Source organism: Janthinobacterium lividum, from assembly GCF_034424625.1.
Lineage (GTDB): Bacteria > Pseudomonadota > Gammaproteobacteria > Burkholderiales > Burkholderiaceae_D > Janthinobacterium > Janthinobacterium lividum.
This window is the reverse complement of sequence record NZ_CP139976.1, coordinates 140,239-159,069: the sequence shown is the minus strand read 5'-3', so window position 1 is coordinate 159,069 and position 18,831 is coordinate 140,239. Positions and strand designations below refer to the sequence as shown.

Below are 18,831 nucleotides of genomic sequence, written 5' to 3'. Positions count from 1 at the left end.
GTTTTTCGATAGTCATATGCAGCGGAGAAGCCCATGAAAGCGCAAGGCCTGTACGACCCAGCCAATGAACACGATGCCTGCGGCGTCGGTTTCGTCGCCCATATCAAGGGCAACAAGACCCATTCGATCGTCGAACAGGGTTTGCTGATTCTGAAAAACCTCGATCACCGGGGCGCCGTGGGCGCCGATGCGCTGATGGGCGATGGCGCCGGCATCCTGATCCAGATTCCTGACCAGTACTACCGCGAAGAAATGGCCAAGCAGGGCGTGGAATTGCCGCCGCCTGGTGAATACGGCGTGGGCATGGTCTTCTTGCCGAAGGAACATGCGTCGCGCATCGCGTGCGAACAGGAAATCGAACGCGCTGTGCGCATCGAGGGACAAGTCGTGCTGGGCTGGCGCAACGTGCCCATCGATACGGACATGCCGATGTCGCCCACCGTGCGCGCCAAGGAACCGGTCATCCGCCAGATTTTCATCGGCCGCGGCCCGGACATCATGGTCACCGACGCGCTCGAGCGCAAACTGTATGTGATCCGCAAATCGTCGGGCCACGCCATCCAGGCCTTGAAACTGCTGCACGGCAAGGAATTCTTCGTGCCGTCAATGTCGGCGCGCACCATTGTCTATAAGGGCTTGCTGCTGGCCGACCAGGTGGGCGTCTACTACAAGGACTTGCAGGATGCGCGCTGCATCTCGGCCCTGGCCCTCGTGCACCAGCGTTTCTCGACGAATACTTTCCCGGAATGGCCGCTGGCCCACCCGTACCGTCTGATCGCGCATAACGGCGAGATCAACACCGTCAAAGGCAACTTCAACTGGATGCGCGCGCGCGAAGGCGTGATGAAGTCGGCCGTGCTGGGCGACGACCTGCAAAAACTGTTCCCCCTGATCTATGAAGGCCAGTCCGACACGGCGTGCTTCGACAATGCGCTGGAACTGCTGTTGATGGCCGGCTACCCGATCGCCCAGGCGATGATGATGATGATTCCGGAAGCGTGGGAAAACCACACGACGATGGACGACAACCGCCGCGCCTTCTATGAATACCACGCGGCCATGATGGAACCGTGGGACGGCCCCGCCGCCATGGCGTTCACGGATGGCCGCCACATCGGCGGCACCTTGGACCGCAACGGCTTGCGTCCCGCGCGCTACATCGTCACGGACGACGACCTGGTGGTGATGGCGTCGGAATCGGGCGTGCTGCCGATTCCCGAGTCGAAGATCATCCAGAAATGGCGCTTGCAGCCTGGCAAGATGTTCCTGATCGACCTGGAAGCGGGCCGCATCATCGACGACCAGGAACTCAAAAACACCTACGCCAACGCCAAGCCATATAAAGCGTGGATCAACTCGGTGCGCATCAAGCTCGACGAGATCAAGCTGGCCGAAGGACAAGCCAAGCTGGACCGCGCGCAAGGCGAAAAAGAGCAGCCATCGTTGCTCGACCGCCAGCAGGCGTTCGGCTATACACAGGAAGACTTGAAGTTCCTCATGGCGCCTATGGCCGTGGCCGGCGAAGAAGCGACGGGCTCGATGGGCAATGACTCGCCGCTGGCCGTCATGTCGAACAAGCTCAAACCGCTGTATAACTACTTCAAGCAACTGTTCGCGCAAGTGACGAATCCGCCGATCGACCCGATCCGCGAAGCGATGGTGATGTCGCTCGTGTCCTTCATCGGCCCGAAACCGAACTTGCTCGATACGAATAACGTCAACCCGCCGATGCGTCTGGAAGTGGCGCAGCCCGTGCTGGGCTTTGACGACATGGCCCGTTTGCGCAACATCAGCGCCCACACGGGCGGCAAGTTCAAGTCGTACGAACTGGACATCTGCTACCCGCTGGCCTGGGGCAAGGAAGGCGTGGAAGCGTGCCTGGCCTCGCTGTGCGCGGAAGCCGTCGACGCCGTCAAGTCGGGCCACAACATCCTGATCGTCTCGGACCGCGCCATTTGCGCCGACCAGGTGGCGATCCCCGCGCTGCTGGCCACCTCCACCGTGCATCAGCATCTGGTGAGCAAGGGCTTGCGCGCCTCCACCGGCCTCGTCGTGGAAACGGGCTCGGCCCGCGAAACGCACCACTTCGCCTTGCTGGCCGGCTACGGCGCGGAAGCCGTCCACCCATATCTGGCCATGGAAACCCTGGTCGAGATGGCGCATGGCTTGCCAGGCGACTTGTCGGGTGACAAGGCCATCTACAACTACACCAAGGCTGTCGGCAAAGGCTTGATGAAGGTCATGTCGAAGATGGGCATTTCCACGTATATGTCGTACTGCGGCGCGCAAATCTTCGAAGCCATCGGCCTTAACAAATCGCTGGTGGACAAATACTTCAAGGGCACGGCGTCGAACGTGGAAGGCATCGGCGTGTTTGAAGTGGCGGAAGAAGCGCTGCGCCTGCACGCGCTGGCCTTCGGCAACGATCCCGTGCTGGTGGACAAGCTCGACGCGGGCGGCGAATACGCCTTCCGCGTGCGCGGCGAAGACCACATGTGGACGCCGGATGCGATTGCCAAGCTGCAGCACTCGACGCGCAGCAACAATTTCTCCAGCTATAAAGAGTACGCGCAGATCATCAACGACCAGAGCCGTCGCCACCTGACCCTGCGCGGCCTGTTCGAGTTCAAGCTCGACCCGACCAAGGCCATCCCGCTCGATGAAGTGGAACCGGCCAAGGAAATCGTCAAGCGCTTTGCCACGGGCGCCATGTCGCTCGGCTCGATCAGCACGGAAGCGCACGCGACGCTGGCCGTGGCCATGAACCGCATCGGCGGCAAGTCGAACACGGGCGAAGGCGGCGAAGATCCGAACCGCTACACGCAGGAATTGAAGGGCATCCCGATCCGCCAGGGCGACACCATGGCTTCCGTCGTGGGCGCCGAGCAGATCGTCGTCGACATTCCGCTGCAGGAAGGCGATTCCATGCGTTCGCGCATCAAGCAGGTGGCGTCCGGACGTTTCGGCGTCACGGCCGCCTACCTGAATTCGGCCGACCAGATCCAGATCAAGATGGCGCAGGGCGCAAAACCGGGCGAAGGCGGCCAGTTGCCGGGTCATAAAGTGTCGGAATACATCGCCAGCCTGCGCTTTTCCGTGCCGGGCGTGGGCCTGATTTCGCCGCCGCCGCACCACGACATCTATTCGATCGAAGATCTGGCGCAGCTGATCCATGACTTGAAGAATGCCAACCCGCGTGCCTCGATTTCCGTGAAGCTGGTGTCGGAAGTGGGCATCGGCACGGTGGCTGCCGGCGTGACCAAGGCGAAAGCCGACCACGTGGTGGTCGCCGGCCACGACGGCGGCACGGGCGCTTCGCCATTGTCGTCCGTCAAGCATGCGGGCACGCCGTGGGAGTTGGGTCTGGCCGAAACGCAACAAACGCTGGTACTGAACGGCTTGCGCAGCCGCATCCGCGTGCAAGCCGATGGCCAGATGAAGACGGGCCGCGACGTGGTCATCGCCGCCCTGCTGGGCGCCGACGAAATCGGCTTCGCCACGGCGCCGCTGGTGGTCGAAGGCTGCATCATGATGCGCAAATGCCACTTGAATACCTGCCCGGTAGGTGTGGCCACGCAAGATCCGGTGCTGCGCGCCAAGTTCTCGGGTAAACCCGAGTATGTCGTCAATTACTTCTTCTTCGTGGCCGAAGAAGCCCGTCAATTGATGGCGCAGCTGGGCATCCGCACGTATGACGAACTGATCGGCCGCGTGGACTTGCTGGACAAGTCGAAGGCGATTTCGCACTGGAAGGCGCAGGGTCTGGACTTCTCGGCCATCTTCTACAAGCCGGAAACGCCGGATGGCCAAGCCTGTCGCCACGTAGAATTCCAGGACCATGCGCTGGAAAAGGCGCTGGACCACAAGCTGATCGCGCAAGCGCGCGCGGCGCTGGAAAAGGGCGAGCGCGTTTCCTTCATCTCGCCCGTGCGCAACCTGAACCGCACGGTGGGCACCATGCTGTCCGGCGAAGTGGCGAAGAAATACGGCCATGCCGGCTTGCCGGACGACACCATCCACATCCAGCTGCAAGGCACGGCGGGTCAGTCGGCCTGCGCCTTCCTGGCGCACGGCATCACGATCGACCTGGTGGGTGAAGGCAACGATTACGTGGGCAAGGGCCTGTCGGGCGGACGCATCATCGTGCGGCCGAATACGGAATTCCGTGGCTGGGCCGTGGATAACATCATCATCGGCAACACGGTGCTGTATGGCGCCATCGCCGGCGAAGCCTTCTTCAATGGCGTGGCGGGCGAACGCTTTGCCGTGCGCAACTCGGGCGCCACCACGGTGGTCGAGGGCCTGGGCGACCATGGCTGCGAATACATGACGGGCGGCACGGTGGTGGTCCTGGGCAACACGGGACGCAACTTCGCGGCCGGCATGTCGGGCGGCATCGCCTATGTGTATGACCCGGCCGGCGACTTTGCCAGCAAGTGCAACACGGCCATGGTCAGCCTGGACAAGGTCGTGTCCGCAGTGGAACAGCACCTCGACCGCGATGCCTGGCATACGCAGCACCGCGACGGCGTGCCGGAAGCCGACGAGGTCATCCTCAAGCGCCTGATCGAGCGTCACTTCAAGCACACGGGCAGCACCCGCGCCCGTGTCCTGCTGGACGACTGGGCCGCGGCGCGCGGCAAGTTCGTGAAGGTCTTCCCGAACGAATACAAGCGCGCGCTGATTGAGATGGCTGCCGATGCCGCCATGGAAGTCCAAGCCGTCGCCGCCTGAGCCAGCCAAGATCAATCGCATAGAGCAATGACAGGGAGCGGCCAAGCCGCTCCCAGCCAGCAAATACAAAGGAAACATCGTGGGTAAAATTACCGGCTTCATGGAATTCAAGCGCCAGGACGAACACTATCTGGAGCCTGCCGCGCGTCTGAAGAACTACAAGGAATTCGTGCTGCACCTGTCGGACGCGCAAGCGACCGTGCAAGGCGCGCGCTGCATGGATTGCGGCATTCCCTTCTGCACCACGGGTTGCCCCGTGAATAACATCATTCCTGACTGGAATGACCTGGTGTACCGCGGCGCCTACCGCGAAGCGCTGGACATCTTGCATTCGACGAATAACTTCCCGGAATTTACGGGCCGCATCTGCCCGGCGCCGTGCGAATCGGCATGCACCCTGGGCATCCACGAAGATCCGGTCGGCATCAAGTCCATCGAACATAAAATCATCGACATGGGCTGGGAACACGGCTGGGTCACGCCGCAGCCGGCGGGATTCAGCACCGGCAAGAAAGTGGCCATCGTCGGTTCCGGCCCCGCGGGCCTGGCGGCGGCGCAGCAGCTGGCGCGCGCCGGCCATGCCGTCACCGTGTTTGAAAAGAGCGACCGGGTCGGTGGCTTGCTGCGTTACGGCATCCCCGACTTCAAGATGGAAAAATCGCACATCGACCTGCGCGTGAAACAGATGGAAGCCGAAGGCGTGGTCTTCCGCACTAGCGTGCTGGTGGGCAAGGATTTCCCGGCCCACGTCAACAACTGGGCCAAGGAAACCATTTTCCCGGAAGACCTGGAAAAAGAATTCGACGCCGTCATCATGGCCGGCGGCGCCGAGCAGCCGCGCGACTTGCCCGTGCCGGGCCGCGAGCTGAAAGGCGTGCATTTCGCCATGGATTTCCTGCCGTTGCAAAACAAGGTCAACGCGGGCGACAAGCTCAAGGACCAGATCAAGGCGACGGGCAAGCATGTGGTGGTGATCGGCGGCGGCGACACGGGTTCCGACTGCGTCGGCACCTCGAACCGCCATGGCGCCGCCTCGGTGGCCCAGTTCGAACTGATGCCGCAGCCGCCGGAACAGGAAAACAAGCCGCTGGTCTGGCCTTACTGGCCGACCAAGCTGCGCACCTCGTCCTCGCACGAGGAAGGCTGCGAGCGCGACTGGGCCGTGGCCACCAAGCGTTTCGAAGGCAAGGGCGGCAAGGTGGAAAAGCTGATCGCCTGCCGCGTCGAGTGGAAAGACGGCAAGATGAGCGAAGTGCCGAACTCGGAATTCGAGATGAAGGCGGACCTGGTCTTCCTGGCCATGGGATTTGTTTCCCCTGTGCAACAAGTGCTGGAAGCGTTCGGCGTCGATACGGATGCGCGCGGCAATGTCAAGGCGACAACGGATGGCGCCGGCTGCTACCAGACGTCGGTGGCCAAGGTGTTTGCGGCAGGCGACATGCGCCGTGGCCAGTCGCTGGTGGTCTGGGCCATCCGCGAAGGGCGCCAGTGCGCGCGCGCCGTCGATGAGTTCCTGATGGGCGCATCCCTGCTGCCACGCTAAAAAACGAGCAATTGTTCGTTTTTTGCCAGGGCCACGGCGCGGATCGCGACGTGGCCTTTGTTCTTTTTACTTGTCAAGTCAACAGCCATGCATGCCATCGGGCAGGGACGCGATGTGGCGGCCGAATTTCCACTACAATATCTGACTTTCGATTCATTAGTGTTGTATTCTTCCCCTTTACGGGGCTGTCCCAAGGGGTGTCTCAGCAGAGGTTGGCGTTTCTGCACTACAATACGCCATTAAAATAGTGAGCTTCGTCGTGCCAAATCTTGTTGAGATCCGTGATTTACACTTTGCCTATGGAGAACGTTCGATTTTATCGGGCCTTCAAATGGATTTCCCACGTGGAAAAGTTGTGGCCGTCATGGGTGGCTCCGGCAGTGGCAAGACGACCGTATTGCGCCTGATCGGCGGGCAGCTGCGTCCCAGTTCCGGTTCCGTGAATGTCGACGGGCAGATCGTGCATACGCTGGGGACCGATGAGTTATACCAGTTGCGCCGCAAGATGGGCATGCTGTTCCAGCACGGCGCCCTGTTTACGGACTTGACGGCGTTCGAGAACGTGGCGTTTCCCCTGCGCGAACATACGGACTTGAATGAAGAGCTGATCCGCACCCTGGTGCTGATGAAGCTGCACGCCGTGGGACTGCGCAATGCGGCGCAATTGAAGCCGGCCGAGATCTCGGGCGGCATGGGCCGCCGCGTCGCGCTGGCGCGCGCCATCGCGCTCGACCCCGAACTGATCATGTATGACGAGCCGTTCGCCGGCCTGGACCCGATTTCCATGGGCGTGACGGCGAATTTGATCCGCAATCTGAACGATGCGCTGGGCTCCACGTCTATCCTGGTATCGCACGATGTGAAGGAGTGTTTCGCCATCGCTGATTATGTCTATTTTCTGTCATCGGGCAAGATCGTGGCGCACGGCACGCCGGCCGAGATGGCCGTGTCGACGCATCCGTACGTCAAGCAGTTCGTCAATGCCGAGGCCGATGGCCCCGTGCCGTTCCATTATCCGGGCAAGTCGCTGGCCGACGACCTGGGTCTGCAGACGGGGGGCGGCCGATGATCGCGCGTTTCCTGGCGGCGATCGGTGCATGGTTGCGCAATTCGGTACAAGACCTCGGCTTTGCCGTGCGTTCGTTTTTTATCATTATCGCCTCGTCGGGCGGGCTGTGGCGCCGTCCGCGTCTGGTGATTGAGCAACTGTTTTTTATCGGTAACCGCTCTCTGGTGATTACTGCCGTCTCCGGCCTGTTTGTCGGCATGGTGCTGGGCTTGCAAGGGTATTACACCTTGACCACGTACGGCGCCGAACAGTCGCTGGGCTTGCTGGTGGCGCTGTCCCTGACGCGCGAACTGGGCCCGGTCGTCACGGCGCTGCTGTTCGCGGGCCGCGCCGGCACGTCGCTGACGGCGGAAATCGGCCTGATGAAGGCGGGCGAGCAATTGTCGGCCATGGAAATGATGGCCGTAAACCCGATCCAGCGCGTGCTGGCGCCCCGTTTCTGGGCCGGCGTGATCGCCATGCCGATTCTGGGCGCCATCTTCACGGCCGTCGGCATCATCGGCAGCTATCTGGTCGGCGTGGTGCTGATCGGCGTCGATGAAGGCTCGTTCTGGTCGCAGATGCAAGGCGGCGTGGATGTCTGGAAGGAAGTGGGCAATGGCACCATCAAGAGCCTGGTGTTCGGTATTGCCGTGACCTTCATCGCGCTGTTCCAGGGTTACCAGGCACAGCCGACGCCGGAAGACGTGTCCGGCGCCACCACGCGCACGGTGGTCATTTCATCGTTGATGGTGTGGTGGCTCGATTTCATGATGACGGCGTTGATGTTTAGCAAGTAATTGCCGATCAGCTACAAACAGCGGGCCTGGGCAAGATGTTGCGCAGGCGGCAGCAAGTAAAAATTATTTAGGATTGTTTATGCAACGTAAATCTTTGGATGTCTGGGTCGGCTTGTTCGTCTTGCTGGGTGTGGCGGCATTGATGTTTCTGGCGCTCAAGGCCGGCAATATGAGCTCGCTGTCTTTCAGCAAGACGTATACCATTAGCGCCAAGTTCGACAATATTGGCGGCCTCAAGCCGCAGGCGCCCGTCAAGGGTGCCGGCGTGGTTGTGGGCCGGGTCTCGGAAATCGTCTTTGACGACAAGACCTACCAGGCGCTGGTGAAACTCGACATCGAAGATGGCTACAAATTTCCGAAAGACAGCTCGGCCAAGATTTTGACGGCCGGTTTGCTGGGTGAGCAATATATCGGCCTGGAAGCAGGCGGCGATTTGGCGAACCTGGCAGAGGGCGACAAGATCGCCCGTACTCAATCGGCCACAGTGCTGGAAGACCTGATCAATCAGTTCATCTACAGCAAGGCAGCGGAAGGAAAGGACAGCAAATGAGCGAGTCGACCAAGCAATCCCAAGGCAGCCTGGTACGTATCGGCCTGGCCATGGCCATCGCCGCCAGCGTGAGCGCTTGCGCCACCGGCACCAACCCGCGCGACCCGCTGGAAGGGTATAACCGCGCCATGTTCAAGTTCAACGACACCGTTGACCAGGTGGCCCTGAAACCGGTCGCCACGGCTTACAAGAAAGTCACGCCATCGTTCGTGCAAACGGGCGTGGGCAACTTCTTCGGCAACTTGTCCGACGTGTGGAGCGCCGTAAACAACTTATTGCAAGGCAAGGGTGAAGCGGGCTTGCAAGACGTCGTGCGCGTCAGCATGAACTCGACTTTCGGTATCCTTGGCCTGATCGATATCGCCTCGCAGGCGGGCATCCCTAAGCATAGCGAAGACTTTGGCCAGACCCTGGGCTGGTATGGCGTCCAGTCGGGTCCGTACGTGATGCTGCCGCTGCTGGGCCCATCGACCGTGCGCGACACGGCGGCCCTGCCGCTCGATATCGCGGGCGACCCGTGGCGCTACAAGGATCCGGTCAATGTGCGCAATATCGGCACGGTGACGCGCGTGGTCGACAAGCGCGCCGCGCTGCTCGACGCGACCAATCTGATGGAAGCGGCCGCGCTGGACCGTTATGAATTCATCCGCGACGGCTTCCTGCAGGCGCGCGAAAGCAAGGTTTTCGATGGCGATACGGACCGCCGCGACCGCAAAGTGCCAAAAAACGACACCAGCGATTACGAGCCGGAGTACGATGCGAAACCCCAGGCGGCCCCGGTAGAAGCGCCGCCCGCCAAGGTTGCCGCCCAGCTGGCACCTGCGGACCTCGTAACATCTGGTAGCAATACCGTTGCATCCGAGGCCAAGTCGCAGGAGTAAACTCCGGTACAGGAACACCACGGCTGCGATCAACGCCAGCCGGTGCATAGCAACACCATGAAAGGTAAACCATGAAATTGATGAAACAACTGCTGGCGATGGCCACCATCGCCTTTGCCACCGCCGCCCAGGCCGCCCCCGCCGTGGAAGCGCCGGACGTATTGGTCAAACGCATCAGCCAGGACGTGATCGACACGGCCAAGTCGGACAAGGCCATCCAGGCTGGCGATATCAAGCGCGTCACGGAATTGGTGGAAAGCAAGATCTTGCCGTACGTGGATTTCCAGCGCATGACGGCGCTGGCCGCCGGCCGCCACTGGCGCGATGCCACGCCCGACCAGCAAAAGCAGCTGGCCGCGGAATTCCGCACCCTGCTGATCTACACATACTCGGGCGCCTTGTCGCAGATCAAGAACGAGACCGTGGAATTCAAGCCGCTGCGCGCCGATCCTAGCGATACGGAAGTGGAAGTGCGCTCGCAGGTGAACGTGGCGCGCGGCGAACCCGTGCCCCTGAACTACCGCGTGGCGAAAACCCCGTCCGGCTGGAAGATCTATGACATCAACGTGCTTGGCGCGTGGCTGGTGGAAACGTACAAAAGCAGCTTTGCCAGCGAGATCAGCAAAGGCGGCATCGATGGCCTGATCAAGACCCTGGCCGCGAAAAACAAGGCCCTGGCCAGCCGTCCCGCTGCCAAAGCCAAATAATCGGCTATCATATAGCTCCTGACCCAGCTCCAGACCAGCGCAGCCCGACGCCATGCCAGACTCTCTCGACACCTTGCAGTCCCTGACTTCCCTGACCGTGCACAATGCCACTTCGGCATTGGAGCAGGGTCTGGACGCCATCCGCTCAGGTCAGACGAAGTTTGACTTGCGCAACGTCAAGGCCGTCGATTCGGCAGCCGTCTCCGTCATGCTGACGTGGCAACGCGCCGCGCAGGATGCTGGCGGCGTGCTGGAGCTGAAAAACCTGCCGAACAACCTGAAAAACCTCACCAAGCTGTATGGCGTCTGCTCGCTCGTCTCGAGCACCCTGAGCGCCGACGACTGCGCCAGCGCCGGCGGCCACGCCGAACGCAGCCCGTCCGACCTGCATCATCATTGATCCTGTCCCACTCCCCGCATCAGCAGTAGCTTTCAAGCCGGCAGGCCAGCAGCGCCGCCGGATTGATCTCCAAGTGTTCCACGAATTTTCCAACTATAATTGACTGTTGCGCCGTCCTCGCCTGAAGGCGGCGCCCTGCACCGGCCTGCCGGCCTGGATGTCTCCGGCAACTGGCGCATCACACCAGACGCATTACACTTGAAACAAGCACATGACCGCAATTCAAATAACGAATGTAGAAAAGAGCTATAAATCGCTCAAGGCGCTGGGCGGCGTGTCGCTGGCCATCGAGGAAGGCGAATTTTTCGGCCTGCTCGGCCCGAATGGCGCCGGCAAGACGACCCTCATTTCCATCATCGCCGGCCTGATACGCCCCGACGCGGGCACCGTCAAGATCCACGGCCACGATGTCGTCACGGACTTCCGCAATGCGCGCCGCAACCTGGGCGTGGTGCCGCAGGAACTGGTGTTCGACCCGTTCTTCACCGTGCGCGAAACCCTGCGCCTGCAGTCCGGTTACTTCGGCCTGCCGAACAACGACAAGTGGATCGACGAGGTCATGGAAAACCTCGACCTCACCGGCAAGGCCGACACGAATATGCGCGCCCTGTCCGGCGGCATGAAGCGTCGCGTGCTGGTGGCCCAGGCGCTGGTGCACAAGCCGCCCGTGATCGTGCTCGATGAGCCGACTGCCGGCGTCGACGTGGAACTGCGCCAGACCCTGTGGAAGTTCATCTCGCGCCTGAACCGCGAAGGCGGCCACACGGTCGTCCTGACCACCCACTACCTGGAAGAGGCGCAAGCCATGTGCCAGCGCGTGGCCATGCTGAAGACGGGCAAGGTGGTGGCGCTCGACACCATGTCGGCCCTGATCCGCCGCATCGCCGGCTCGCAGCTGCAGGTGCACCTGAAACACGGCGCCTTGCCGGCCGACCTGCAGCACCTGGTGCTGCACCCGGAAGAACAGCAGGCGCCGAACAAGTTCAGCCTGCGCGTCAACGAATACAGCGAAGTCGAAAAAATCCTCGCCCGCCTGCGCGAAGCGGGCACCGAGATCGATGAAATGCAATTGCAACAAGCCGACCTGGAAGATATCTTCTTGCAGATCATGGATAAAGGTACCGTATGATTTCGACAGGATTTCGCACCCTCGTCTACAAAGAGACGCTGCGCTTCTGGAAAGTGGCGACGCAAACCGTGGCCGCGCCCGTGCTCACGTCGATGCTGTACCTGCTGGTATTCGGCCATGTGCTCGATGGCCGCGTGGAGCCGAGCCCCGGCGTCAGCTACACCGCCTTTTTGATTCCCGGCCTGGTGATGATGAGCGTGCTGCAAAACGCGTTTGCCAATTCCTCGTCCTCGCTGATCCAGTCGAAGATCACGGGCAACCTGGTGTTCGTGCTGCTGACGCCCCTGTCGCACTGGGAAATCTTCTCGGCGTATGTACTCGCTTCCGTCGCGCGCGGCCTGGCCGTGGGCTTTGGCGTGTTTGCCATCACTTGCTGGTTCGCCGACCTGTCGTATGTCGCGCCGCTGTGGATCGTCGTCTTCGCGTTTCTTGGCGCCGCGATGCTGGGCACCATGGGCCTGATCGCCGGCATCTGGGCCGAGAAATTCGACCAGCTGGCCGCCTTCCAGAACTTCCTGATCATGCCGGCCACCTTCCTGTCGGGCGTGTTCTATTCGATCCATTCGCTGCCGCCATTCTGGCAGACGGTGTCGCACCTGAACCCCTTCTTCTACATGATCGACGGCTTCCGTTACGGCTTCTTCGGCGTGTCCGACGTCAGCCCGTGGCTCAGCCTGTCCATCGTCGCCGGCTTCCTCGTGATCCTGGCGCTGGCGTCGATCCGCCTGCTGAAAAGCGGTTACCGATTACGCCACTAATTGCGGCACACCCCATCACTACATTATTCAATATCAAGGACTTATCGTGACCACCACTCCAGAACTGATCCACGGCTATCTGTCGGCCGGCCTCGAATGCACGCACCTCGAAGTGGAGGGCGATGGCCAGCACTTCCAGGCCGTGATCGTCTCGCCCGCGTTTGCCGGCAAGCGTTTGATCCAGCGCCACCAGATCGTCTACGCGGCGCTGGGCGACCGCATGCGCGAAGAAATCCACGCGCTGTCGATGAAAACCCTGACACCTGAAGAATTCCAAGGATAAGCACATGGACAAGCTCCTCATCAACGGCGGCAACCGCCTGAACGGCGACATCGCCATCTCCGGCGCGAAAAACGCCGCCCTGCCCATCCTGTGCGCCGGTCTGCTGACTGCGGGCGACCTGGACCTGACCAACGTGCCGCATTTGCACGACGTGGCCACCATGTTGAAACTGCTGGGCCAGACGGGCCTGAAAGTGCAGCAGGACGGCGACCGTGTGGTCCTCAACGGCAGCGCCATCGACACTCTGGAAGCGCCGTATGAACTGGTGAAAACCATGCGCGCCTCGATTCTCGTGCTGGGCCCCATGCTGGCGCGCTTCGGCGAAGCCAAGGTCTCGCTGCCGGGCGGCTGCGCCATCGGTTCGCGCCCCGTCGACCAGCACATCAAGGGCCTGGAAGCGCTGGGCGCCGAGATCCGCATCGAGGCGGGCTACATCTACGCCAAGTGCGCCAAGCTGAAAGGCGCGCGCATCGTCACCGACATGATCACCGTCACCGGCACCGAGAACCTGCTGATGGCCGCGACCCTGGCCGAAGGCGAGACCATCCTGGAAAACGCCGCCTGCGAACCGGAAGTGACCGACCTGGCGCACCTGCTGGTGGCCATGGGCGCGAAGATCGACGGCATCGGCACCAGCCGCCTGGTGATCCAGGGCGTGGACGCCTTGCACGGCGCTTCCCACGCGGTGATCGCCGACCGTATCGAAACGGGCACCTTCCTGTGCGCCGTGGCGGCCACCGGTGGCGACATCACCCTGCGCAACGTGCGCACCGATATCCTCGACGCGGCGCTCGACAAGCTGCGCGCCATGGGCCTGACGATGACCTTCGGCGCCGACTGGATCCGCGCCGAGATGTCGGCCCGTCCGAACCCCGTCAGCTTCCGCACGACGGAATACCCGGGCTTCCCGACCGACATGCAGGCGCAGTTCATGGCCGTGAACACGATCGCCAACGGCGCCAGCCGCGTCACCGAGACGATTTTCGAGAACCGCTTCATGCACGTGCAGGAAATGAACCGCCTGGGCGCCGATATCACCATCGAGGGCAACACGGCCATCATCGCCGGCGTCAAGCAGCTGCGCGGCGCGCCCGTGATGGCGACCGACCTGCGCGCCTCGGCGTCGCTGGTGATCGCGGCCCTGGCCGCCGACGGCGAAACGCTGATCGACCGCATCTATCACCTCGACCGCGGCTACGACCGCATGGAAGTGAAGCTCTCCGCCGTCGGCGCGAACATCGTACGCATCAAATAACAAGGAACGAGCATGAACGGATCGAACACGGGCGACAATTCGCAGCTGATACTGGCGCTCTCGAAAGGCCGCATTTTTGAGGACACCATGCCGCTGCTGGAAGCGGCCGGCATCCGGGTGCTGGAAAACCCGGAGACCTCGCGCAAGCTGATTTTGGCCACCAACGATCCGAACGTGCGCGTCATCATCGTGCGCGCCAGCGACGTGCCGACCTACGTGCAGTACGGCGCGGCCGATTTCGGCGTGGCGGGCAAGGATGTCCTGCTCGAACACGGCGGCGAAGGCCTGTACCAGCCGATCGACCTGAATATCGCCGCCTGCCGCATGTCGGTGGCGGTGCAGGCCGGTTTTGATTACGAAAAGGCCGTGCACCAGGGCGCGCGCCTGCGCGTGGCCACCAAGTTCGTGCACACGGCGCGCGAGCACTTCGCCGCCAAGGGCGTGCACGTCGACCTGATCAAGCTGTATGGCTCGATGGAGCTGGCGCCTTTGGTCGGCCTGTCCGATGCCATCGTCGACCTGGTCAGCACGGGCAGCACCTTGCGCGCGAATAACCTCGTCGAGGTCGAGCACATCATGGAAATCTCGTCGCGCCTGGTGGTCAACCAGGCTGCGCTCAAGCTCAAGCGCGAGCGCTTGCAGCCGATTATCGAGGCGTTTGAACGCGCCTCGCAAGCCTAGACACATTCAGTAGCAGAAAGCCGATTATGCCGATACAGATACGCAAGCTCGATTCAAGCCAGGATGGTTTCCAACAATCGCTCGACACGCTGCTGGCGTTCGAGGCGGGCACCGATGCAGCGATTGAAATGTCGGTCGCGAAAATCCTGGCCGATGTGAAAACGCGCGGCGATGCCGCCGTACTGGAATACACCAACCGTTTCGACCGCATCCCGCATGGCGGCGCGGCGGAAATGGCGGCCTTTGATATTTCGCAAGCCGAATTGCAGGCGGCCCTGAACGGCTTGCCGTCGGCGCAGCGCGAGGCGCTGCAGATCGCCGCGCAGCGCATCCGCGCCTTCCACGAACGCCAGCGCGAGGAATTGCGCGGTTTTAGCTATACCGAGCCCGATGGCACGGTGCTGGGCCAGAAGATCACGCCGCTCGACCGGGTCGGCATCTACGTCCCGGGCGGCAAGGCCGCCTACCCGTCGTCCGTGCTGATGAACGCCATTCCCGCGCACGTGGCGGGCGTGGGCGAGATCATCATGGTGGTGCCGACGCCGGACGGCGTGAAAAACCAGATGGTGCTGGCCGCCGCGGCGATTGCCGGCGTGACGCGCGTGATCACCATCGGCGGCGCGCAGGCCGTTGGCGCGCTGGCCTACGGCACGCAGACGATTGCCGCCGTGGATAAAATCGTCGGCCCCGGCAACGCCTATGTGGCCGCCGCCAAGCGCCGCGTGTTCGGCATCGTCGGCATCGACATGATCGCCGGGCCATCGGAAATCCTGGTGCTGTGCGACGGCACGACGGACCCGGACTGGGTCGCGATGGATCTGTTTTCGCAGGCCGAGCACGACGAACTGGCGCAGGCGATTCTGCTGTGCCCTGACGCCGACTACATCGCCCAAGTCGAAGAGAGCATCGCCAAGCTGCTGCCGACGATGCCGCGCCAGGCCACCATCAGCACCTCGCTGCAGGACAGGGGCGCGCTGATCAAGGTGCGCAGCATGGAGGAAGCGTGCGAGATCGCCAACAGCATCGCCGCGGAACACCTGGAAATCTCGGCGGAAAACCCGCAGCAGTGGGCCGAGCAGATCCGCCATGCGGGCGCGATGTTCCTGGGCCGCTTCTCGTCCGAATCGCTGGGCGACTATTGCTGCGGTCCCAATCACGTGCTGCCGACTTCGCGCACGGCGCGCTTTTCGTCGCCGCTGGGCGTGTACGATTTCCAGAAGCGCTCGTCCATCATTCACGTCAGTGAAGCGGGCGCGCAAACCCTGGGCCGTGTCGCTGCCACGCTGGCGTATGGCGAAGGCTTGCAAGCGCACGCACGCAGCGCCGAACTGCGTCTGAAGCCGCAGCCATGACGAATATGGCGGAGCAGCCGGACTGGGTCAACCGGGTCTATTGCGAAGATGCGCTGGCAGGGCTGGCGCGCATTCCCGATGGTTCGGTGGACCTGATCCTGACGGATCCGCCGTACAACCTGGGCAAGGATTACGGCAATGCCTCGGACCAGCAGTCGGTGGCCGATTACCTGCGCTGGACGGAAGAATGGATCGATGCGGCACTGCCCAAGCTGAAAGCCAACGGCAGCCTGTATATCTTCCTCACCTGGCGCTATTCGCCAGAGATCTTCGTCATGCTGAAACAGCGCATGGCGATGATGAATGAAATCATCTGGGACCGCCGCGTGCCGTCCATGGGCGGCAGCGTGCGCAGCTTTTCATCGGTGCACGATACCATCGGCTTCTTCGTCAAGCGCAAGGATTATTACTTCGACCTTGACGCGGTGCGCATCGCCTACGACGCGGCCACCAAGAAAGCCCGTTCGCGCTCGATCTTCATCGGCGCCAAATGGCTGGAAGTGGGCTACAACCCGAAAGACTTGTGGAGCGTGTCGCGCCTGCACAAGGAACACCCGGAACGGGCCGACCACCCGACACAAAAGCCGCTCGAGATCATCGAGCGCATGCTCAAGGCGTCGTGCCCGCCCGGCGGCGTGGTGCTCGACCTGTTCATGGGCAGCGGCACCACGGCCCTGGCGGCGAAGCGCTGCGGGCGCGATTTCGTCGGCTTTGAACTGAACCCCGACTACTGCGCCATCATCGAACAGCGGCTGGCGGCATTGACGCAGGAGCTGGCCGAACCGGCCACATTGGCCGCGACCAAGCCCGCCAAGGCGGCAGCGAAGAAACCGGCAGCGGCCAAAAAACCGGCCGCCGTGAAGAAACCGCCCGCCGTGAAAAAAGCGCCGGCCCGCAAGGCGCGCAGCGCCGCCGTGCCGGACGACGTCGTCATTTAGTCTCCATTTAATTCCATCAGGAGTGTTTGCAGCATGTCTTTCCTCGATCAGTTAATCAGCAACACCGTGCGCTCCGATGTGCGGGCCGTCAAAAGCTACCAGGTAGCCGATGCCAGCGGTTACATCAAACTCGATGCGATGGAAAACCCGTATCCGCTGCCGCAGCATCTGCGCGAGGAGCTGGGCGCGCGCCTGGCCGGCGTGGCGCTGAACCGCTATCCACCGTCGTACGCCAGCCTGCAGGCGGCCATCTGCGCCAAGCTGGGCGTGCCCGCCGGCTTTGACGTCATGCTGGGCAACGGCTCCGATGAACTCATTTCCATCCTGGCCATGGCATGCGCCCGCCAGGAGCCGGGCAAGCGCGCCGTGCTGCTGGCGCCCGTGCCCGCCTTCGTCATGTATGCGCGCTCGGCGCAGTTCGCCGGCATGGATTTCGTCGGCGTGCCGTTGAATCCGGACTTCAGCCTGGACATGGACGCCATGCTGGCGGCGATCGAAGAGCACCGCCCGGCGCTGGTCTTCCTCGCCTATCCGAACAACCCGACGGGCAACCTGTTTGCCGCTGCCGATATCGAACGCATCCTGGCGGCCCTGGGCGACACGGGCATCGCCGTCGTCGACGAAGCGTATGAGCCGTTCGCGCAGCACAGCTTCATGGGCCGTTTGCCCGAGTTCGAAAACCTGGTGGTGATGCGCACCGTGTCGAAACTGGGCCTGGCCGGCATCCGCCTCGGCTACATGTCGGCCGCGCCGGCCCTGCTGGCGCAATTTGAAAAAGTGCGCCCGCCGTATAACGTGAATGTGCTGACGCAGGCGGCGGCCGAATTCGCGCTCGATCATCTCGACGTGCTCAATGCCCAGGCGGCCCTGCTCAACAGCGCGCGCGACGACCTGGCGCTGCGCCTGGCGGAACTGCCCGGCGTGACCGTGTTTCCCTCGAAGGCAAATTTTCTTCTGATTCGTGTGGCTGATTCCGACGATGTTTGCGCAAAACTGCTTGCCCGCAGGGTTTTAATTAAAAATATGAGTAAAATGCATGTTGCGCTGGCCAATTGCCTGCGCATCAGCGTCAGCACCCCGGAAGAAAATTCCCTTTTTTACGATGCCTTCAAGGCATCCCTCGTTTAGCCTATCGCCAGAGCCTCCCATGAACCGCACCGCAGAAATCACGCGCAACACCAATGAGACGCAAGTTCGCGTCGCCCTCAACCTGGACGGCACGGGCCAGCAAAAGCTCAATACGGGCGTGCCCTTCCTCGACCATATGCTGGACCAGATCGCCCGCCACGGCTTGATCGACCTGGATATCGAAGCGACGGGCGACGTGCATATCGATAACCACCATACGGTGGAAGACGTGGGCATCACCCTGGGCATGGCCGTGGCCAAGGCCATCGGCGACAAGAAGGGCATCCGCCGCTACGGCCACGCGTATGTGCCGCTGGACGAGGCGCTGTCGCGCGTGGTGCTCGATTTCTCGGGCCGCCCGGGCATCGAATACCACATCCCGTTTACGCGCGCCATGATCGCCGGCTTCGACGTCGACCTGACCTTGGAATTTTTCCGCGGCTTCGTCAACCATGCGGGCGTGACATTGCATATCGACAACCTGCGCGGCACGAATGCCCACCATCAATGCGAAACCGTGTTCAAGGCCTTTGGCCGCGCGCTGCGCATGGCTGCCGAGCTCGACGAGCGCGCGGCCGGCATCATTCCATCGACCAAGGGCAGCCTGTAAGCGCCGCTCTCGCTATAGTGTAGATTCCGGGATC

17 protein-coding genes are annotated in these 18,831 nt (G+C 62.1%); all 17 read left to right on the top strand.

Features of this window, described 5'->3' with window-relative positions; translation table 11 throughout:
* Positions 1-33 precede the first annotated feature (33 nt).
* The 17 genes from U0004_RS00675 (at position 34) to hisB (ending at position 18,797) form a co-directional block, all read left to right on the top strand.
* Complete coding sequence (locus U0004_RS00675; RefSeq protein ID WP_070257786.1) at positions 34-4,734, top strand: glutamate synthase-related protein; 4,701 nt, start codon at positions 34-36, stop codon at positions 4,732-4,734.
* A 79-nt stretch (positions 4,735-4,813) separates the two neighbouring features.
* Positions 4,814-6,277 (top strand): glutamate synthase subunit beta, encoded by a 1,464-nt coding sequence (locus U0004_RS00670; RefSeq protein ID WP_070257787.1) that lies wholly within the window; start codon positions 4,814-4,816, stop codon positions 6,275-6,277.
* A gap of 259 nt (positions 6,278-6,536) precedes the next feature.
* On the top strand, positions 6,537-7,346 hold the full coding sequence (locus tag U0004_RS00665; RefSeq protein WP_034781028.1) for an ABC transporter ATP-binding protein: 810 nt from the start codon (positions 6,537-6,539) through the stop codon (positions 7,344-7,346).
* Entirely contained in the window at positions 7,343-8,125 is a 783-nt protein-coding gene (mlaE, locus tag U0004_RS00660) for a lipid asymmetry maintenance ABC transporter permease subunit MlaE (protein WP_034780952.1), read from the top strand. The genes U0004_RS00665 and mlaE overlap by 4 nt, the downstream gene beginning before the upstream one ends.
* 79 nt (positions 8,126-8,204) lie before the next feature.
* On the top strand, positions 8,205-8,675 hold the full coding sequence (gene mlaD / locus U0004_RS00655) for an outer membrane lipid asymmetry maintenance protein MlaD (protein ID WP_034753810.1): 471 nt from the start codon (positions 8,205-8,207) through the stop codon (positions 8,673-8,675).
* Complete coding sequence (locus U0004_RS00650; RefSeq protein WP_070257788.1) at positions 8,672-9,556, top strand: MlaA family lipoprotein; 885 nt, start codon at positions 8,672-8,674, stop codon at positions 9,554-9,556. The genes mlaD and U0004_RS00650 overlap by 4 nt, the downstream gene beginning before the upstream one ends.
* A gap of 71 nt (positions 9,557-9,627) precedes the next feature.
* Positions 9,628-10,263, top strand: coding sequence for an MlaC/ttg2D family ABC transporter substrate-binding protein (locus U0004_RS00645; RefSeq protein WP_034780950.1), 636 nt, complete (start codon positions 9,628-9,630; stop codon positions 10,261-10,263).
* 52 nt (positions 10,264-10,315) lie between these two features.
* Positions 10,316-10,663, top strand: a complete 348-nt coding sequence (locus U0004_RS00640) for an STAS domain-containing protein (RefSeq protein WP_034780949.1) — start codon at positions 10,316-10,318, stop codon at positions 10,661-10,663.
* A gap of 211 nt (positions 10,664-10,874) precedes the next feature.
* Positions 10,875-11,792 (top strand): ABC transporter ATP-binding protein, encoded by a 918-nt coding sequence (locus tag U0004_RS00635; RefSeq protein WP_034780948.1) that lies wholly within the window; start codon positions 10,875-10,877, stop codon positions 11,790-11,792.
* On the top strand, positions 11,789-12,550 hold the full coding sequence (locus tag U0004_RS00630) for an ABC transporter permease (RefSeq protein WP_034780947.1): 762 nt from the start codon (positions 11,789-11,791) through the stop codon (positions 12,548-12,550). Before U0004_RS00635 ends, U0004_RS00630 begins: the two co-directional genes overlap by 4 nt.
* 46 nt (positions 12,551-12,596) lie before the next feature.
* A complete protein-coding gene (locus U0004_RS00625; protein WP_034753824.1) occupies positions 12,597-12,833 on the top strand; it encodes a BolA family protein in 237 nt (78 codons plus the stop codon).
* 4 nt (positions 12,834-12,837) lie between these two features.
* Entirely contained in the window at positions 12,838-14,088 is a 1,251-nt protein-coding gene (gene murA, locus U0004_RS00620) for a UDP-N-acetylglucosamine 1-carboxyvinyltransferase (protein WP_070257789.1), read from the top strand.
* A gap of 12 nt (positions 14,089-14,100) precedes the next feature.
* A complete protein-coding gene (hisG, locus tag U0004_RS00615; protein ID WP_034780945.1) occupies positions 14,101-14,769 on the top strand; it encodes an ATP phosphoribosyltransferase in 669 nt (222 codons plus the stop codon).
* 26 nt (positions 14,770-14,795) lie between these two features.
* Positions 14,796-16,121: a histidinol dehydrogenase gene (gene hisD / locus U0004_RS00610; RefSeq protein WP_070257790.1), complete on the top strand. Its 1,326-nt coding sequence runs from the start codon at positions 14,796-14,798 to the stop codon at positions 16,119-16,121.
* The gene (locus tag U0004_RS00605; protein ID WP_370452787.1) at positions 16,118-17,059 is read left to right on the top strand and encodes a DNA-methyltransferase; all 942 of its coding nucleotides are present in this window, start codon (positions 16,118-16,120) and stop codon (positions 17,057-17,059) included. Before hisD ends, U0004_RS00605 begins: the two co-directional genes overlap by 4 nt.
* A 33-nt stretch (positions 17,060-17,092) precedes the next feature.
* A complete protein-coding gene (hisC, locus tag U0004_RS00600) occupies positions 17,093-18,187 on the top strand; it encodes a histidinol-phosphate transaminase (RefSeq protein WP_070257791.1) in 1,095 nt (364 codons plus the stop codon).
* 19 nt (positions 18,188-18,206) lie between these two features.
* A complete protein-coding gene (gene hisB, locus U0004_RS00595) occupies positions 18,207-18,797 on the top strand; it encodes an imidazoleglycerol-phosphate dehydratase HisB (RefSeq protein ID WP_010402123.1) in 591 nt (196 codons plus the stop codon).
* Positions 18,798-18,831: the final 34 nt, after the last annotated feature.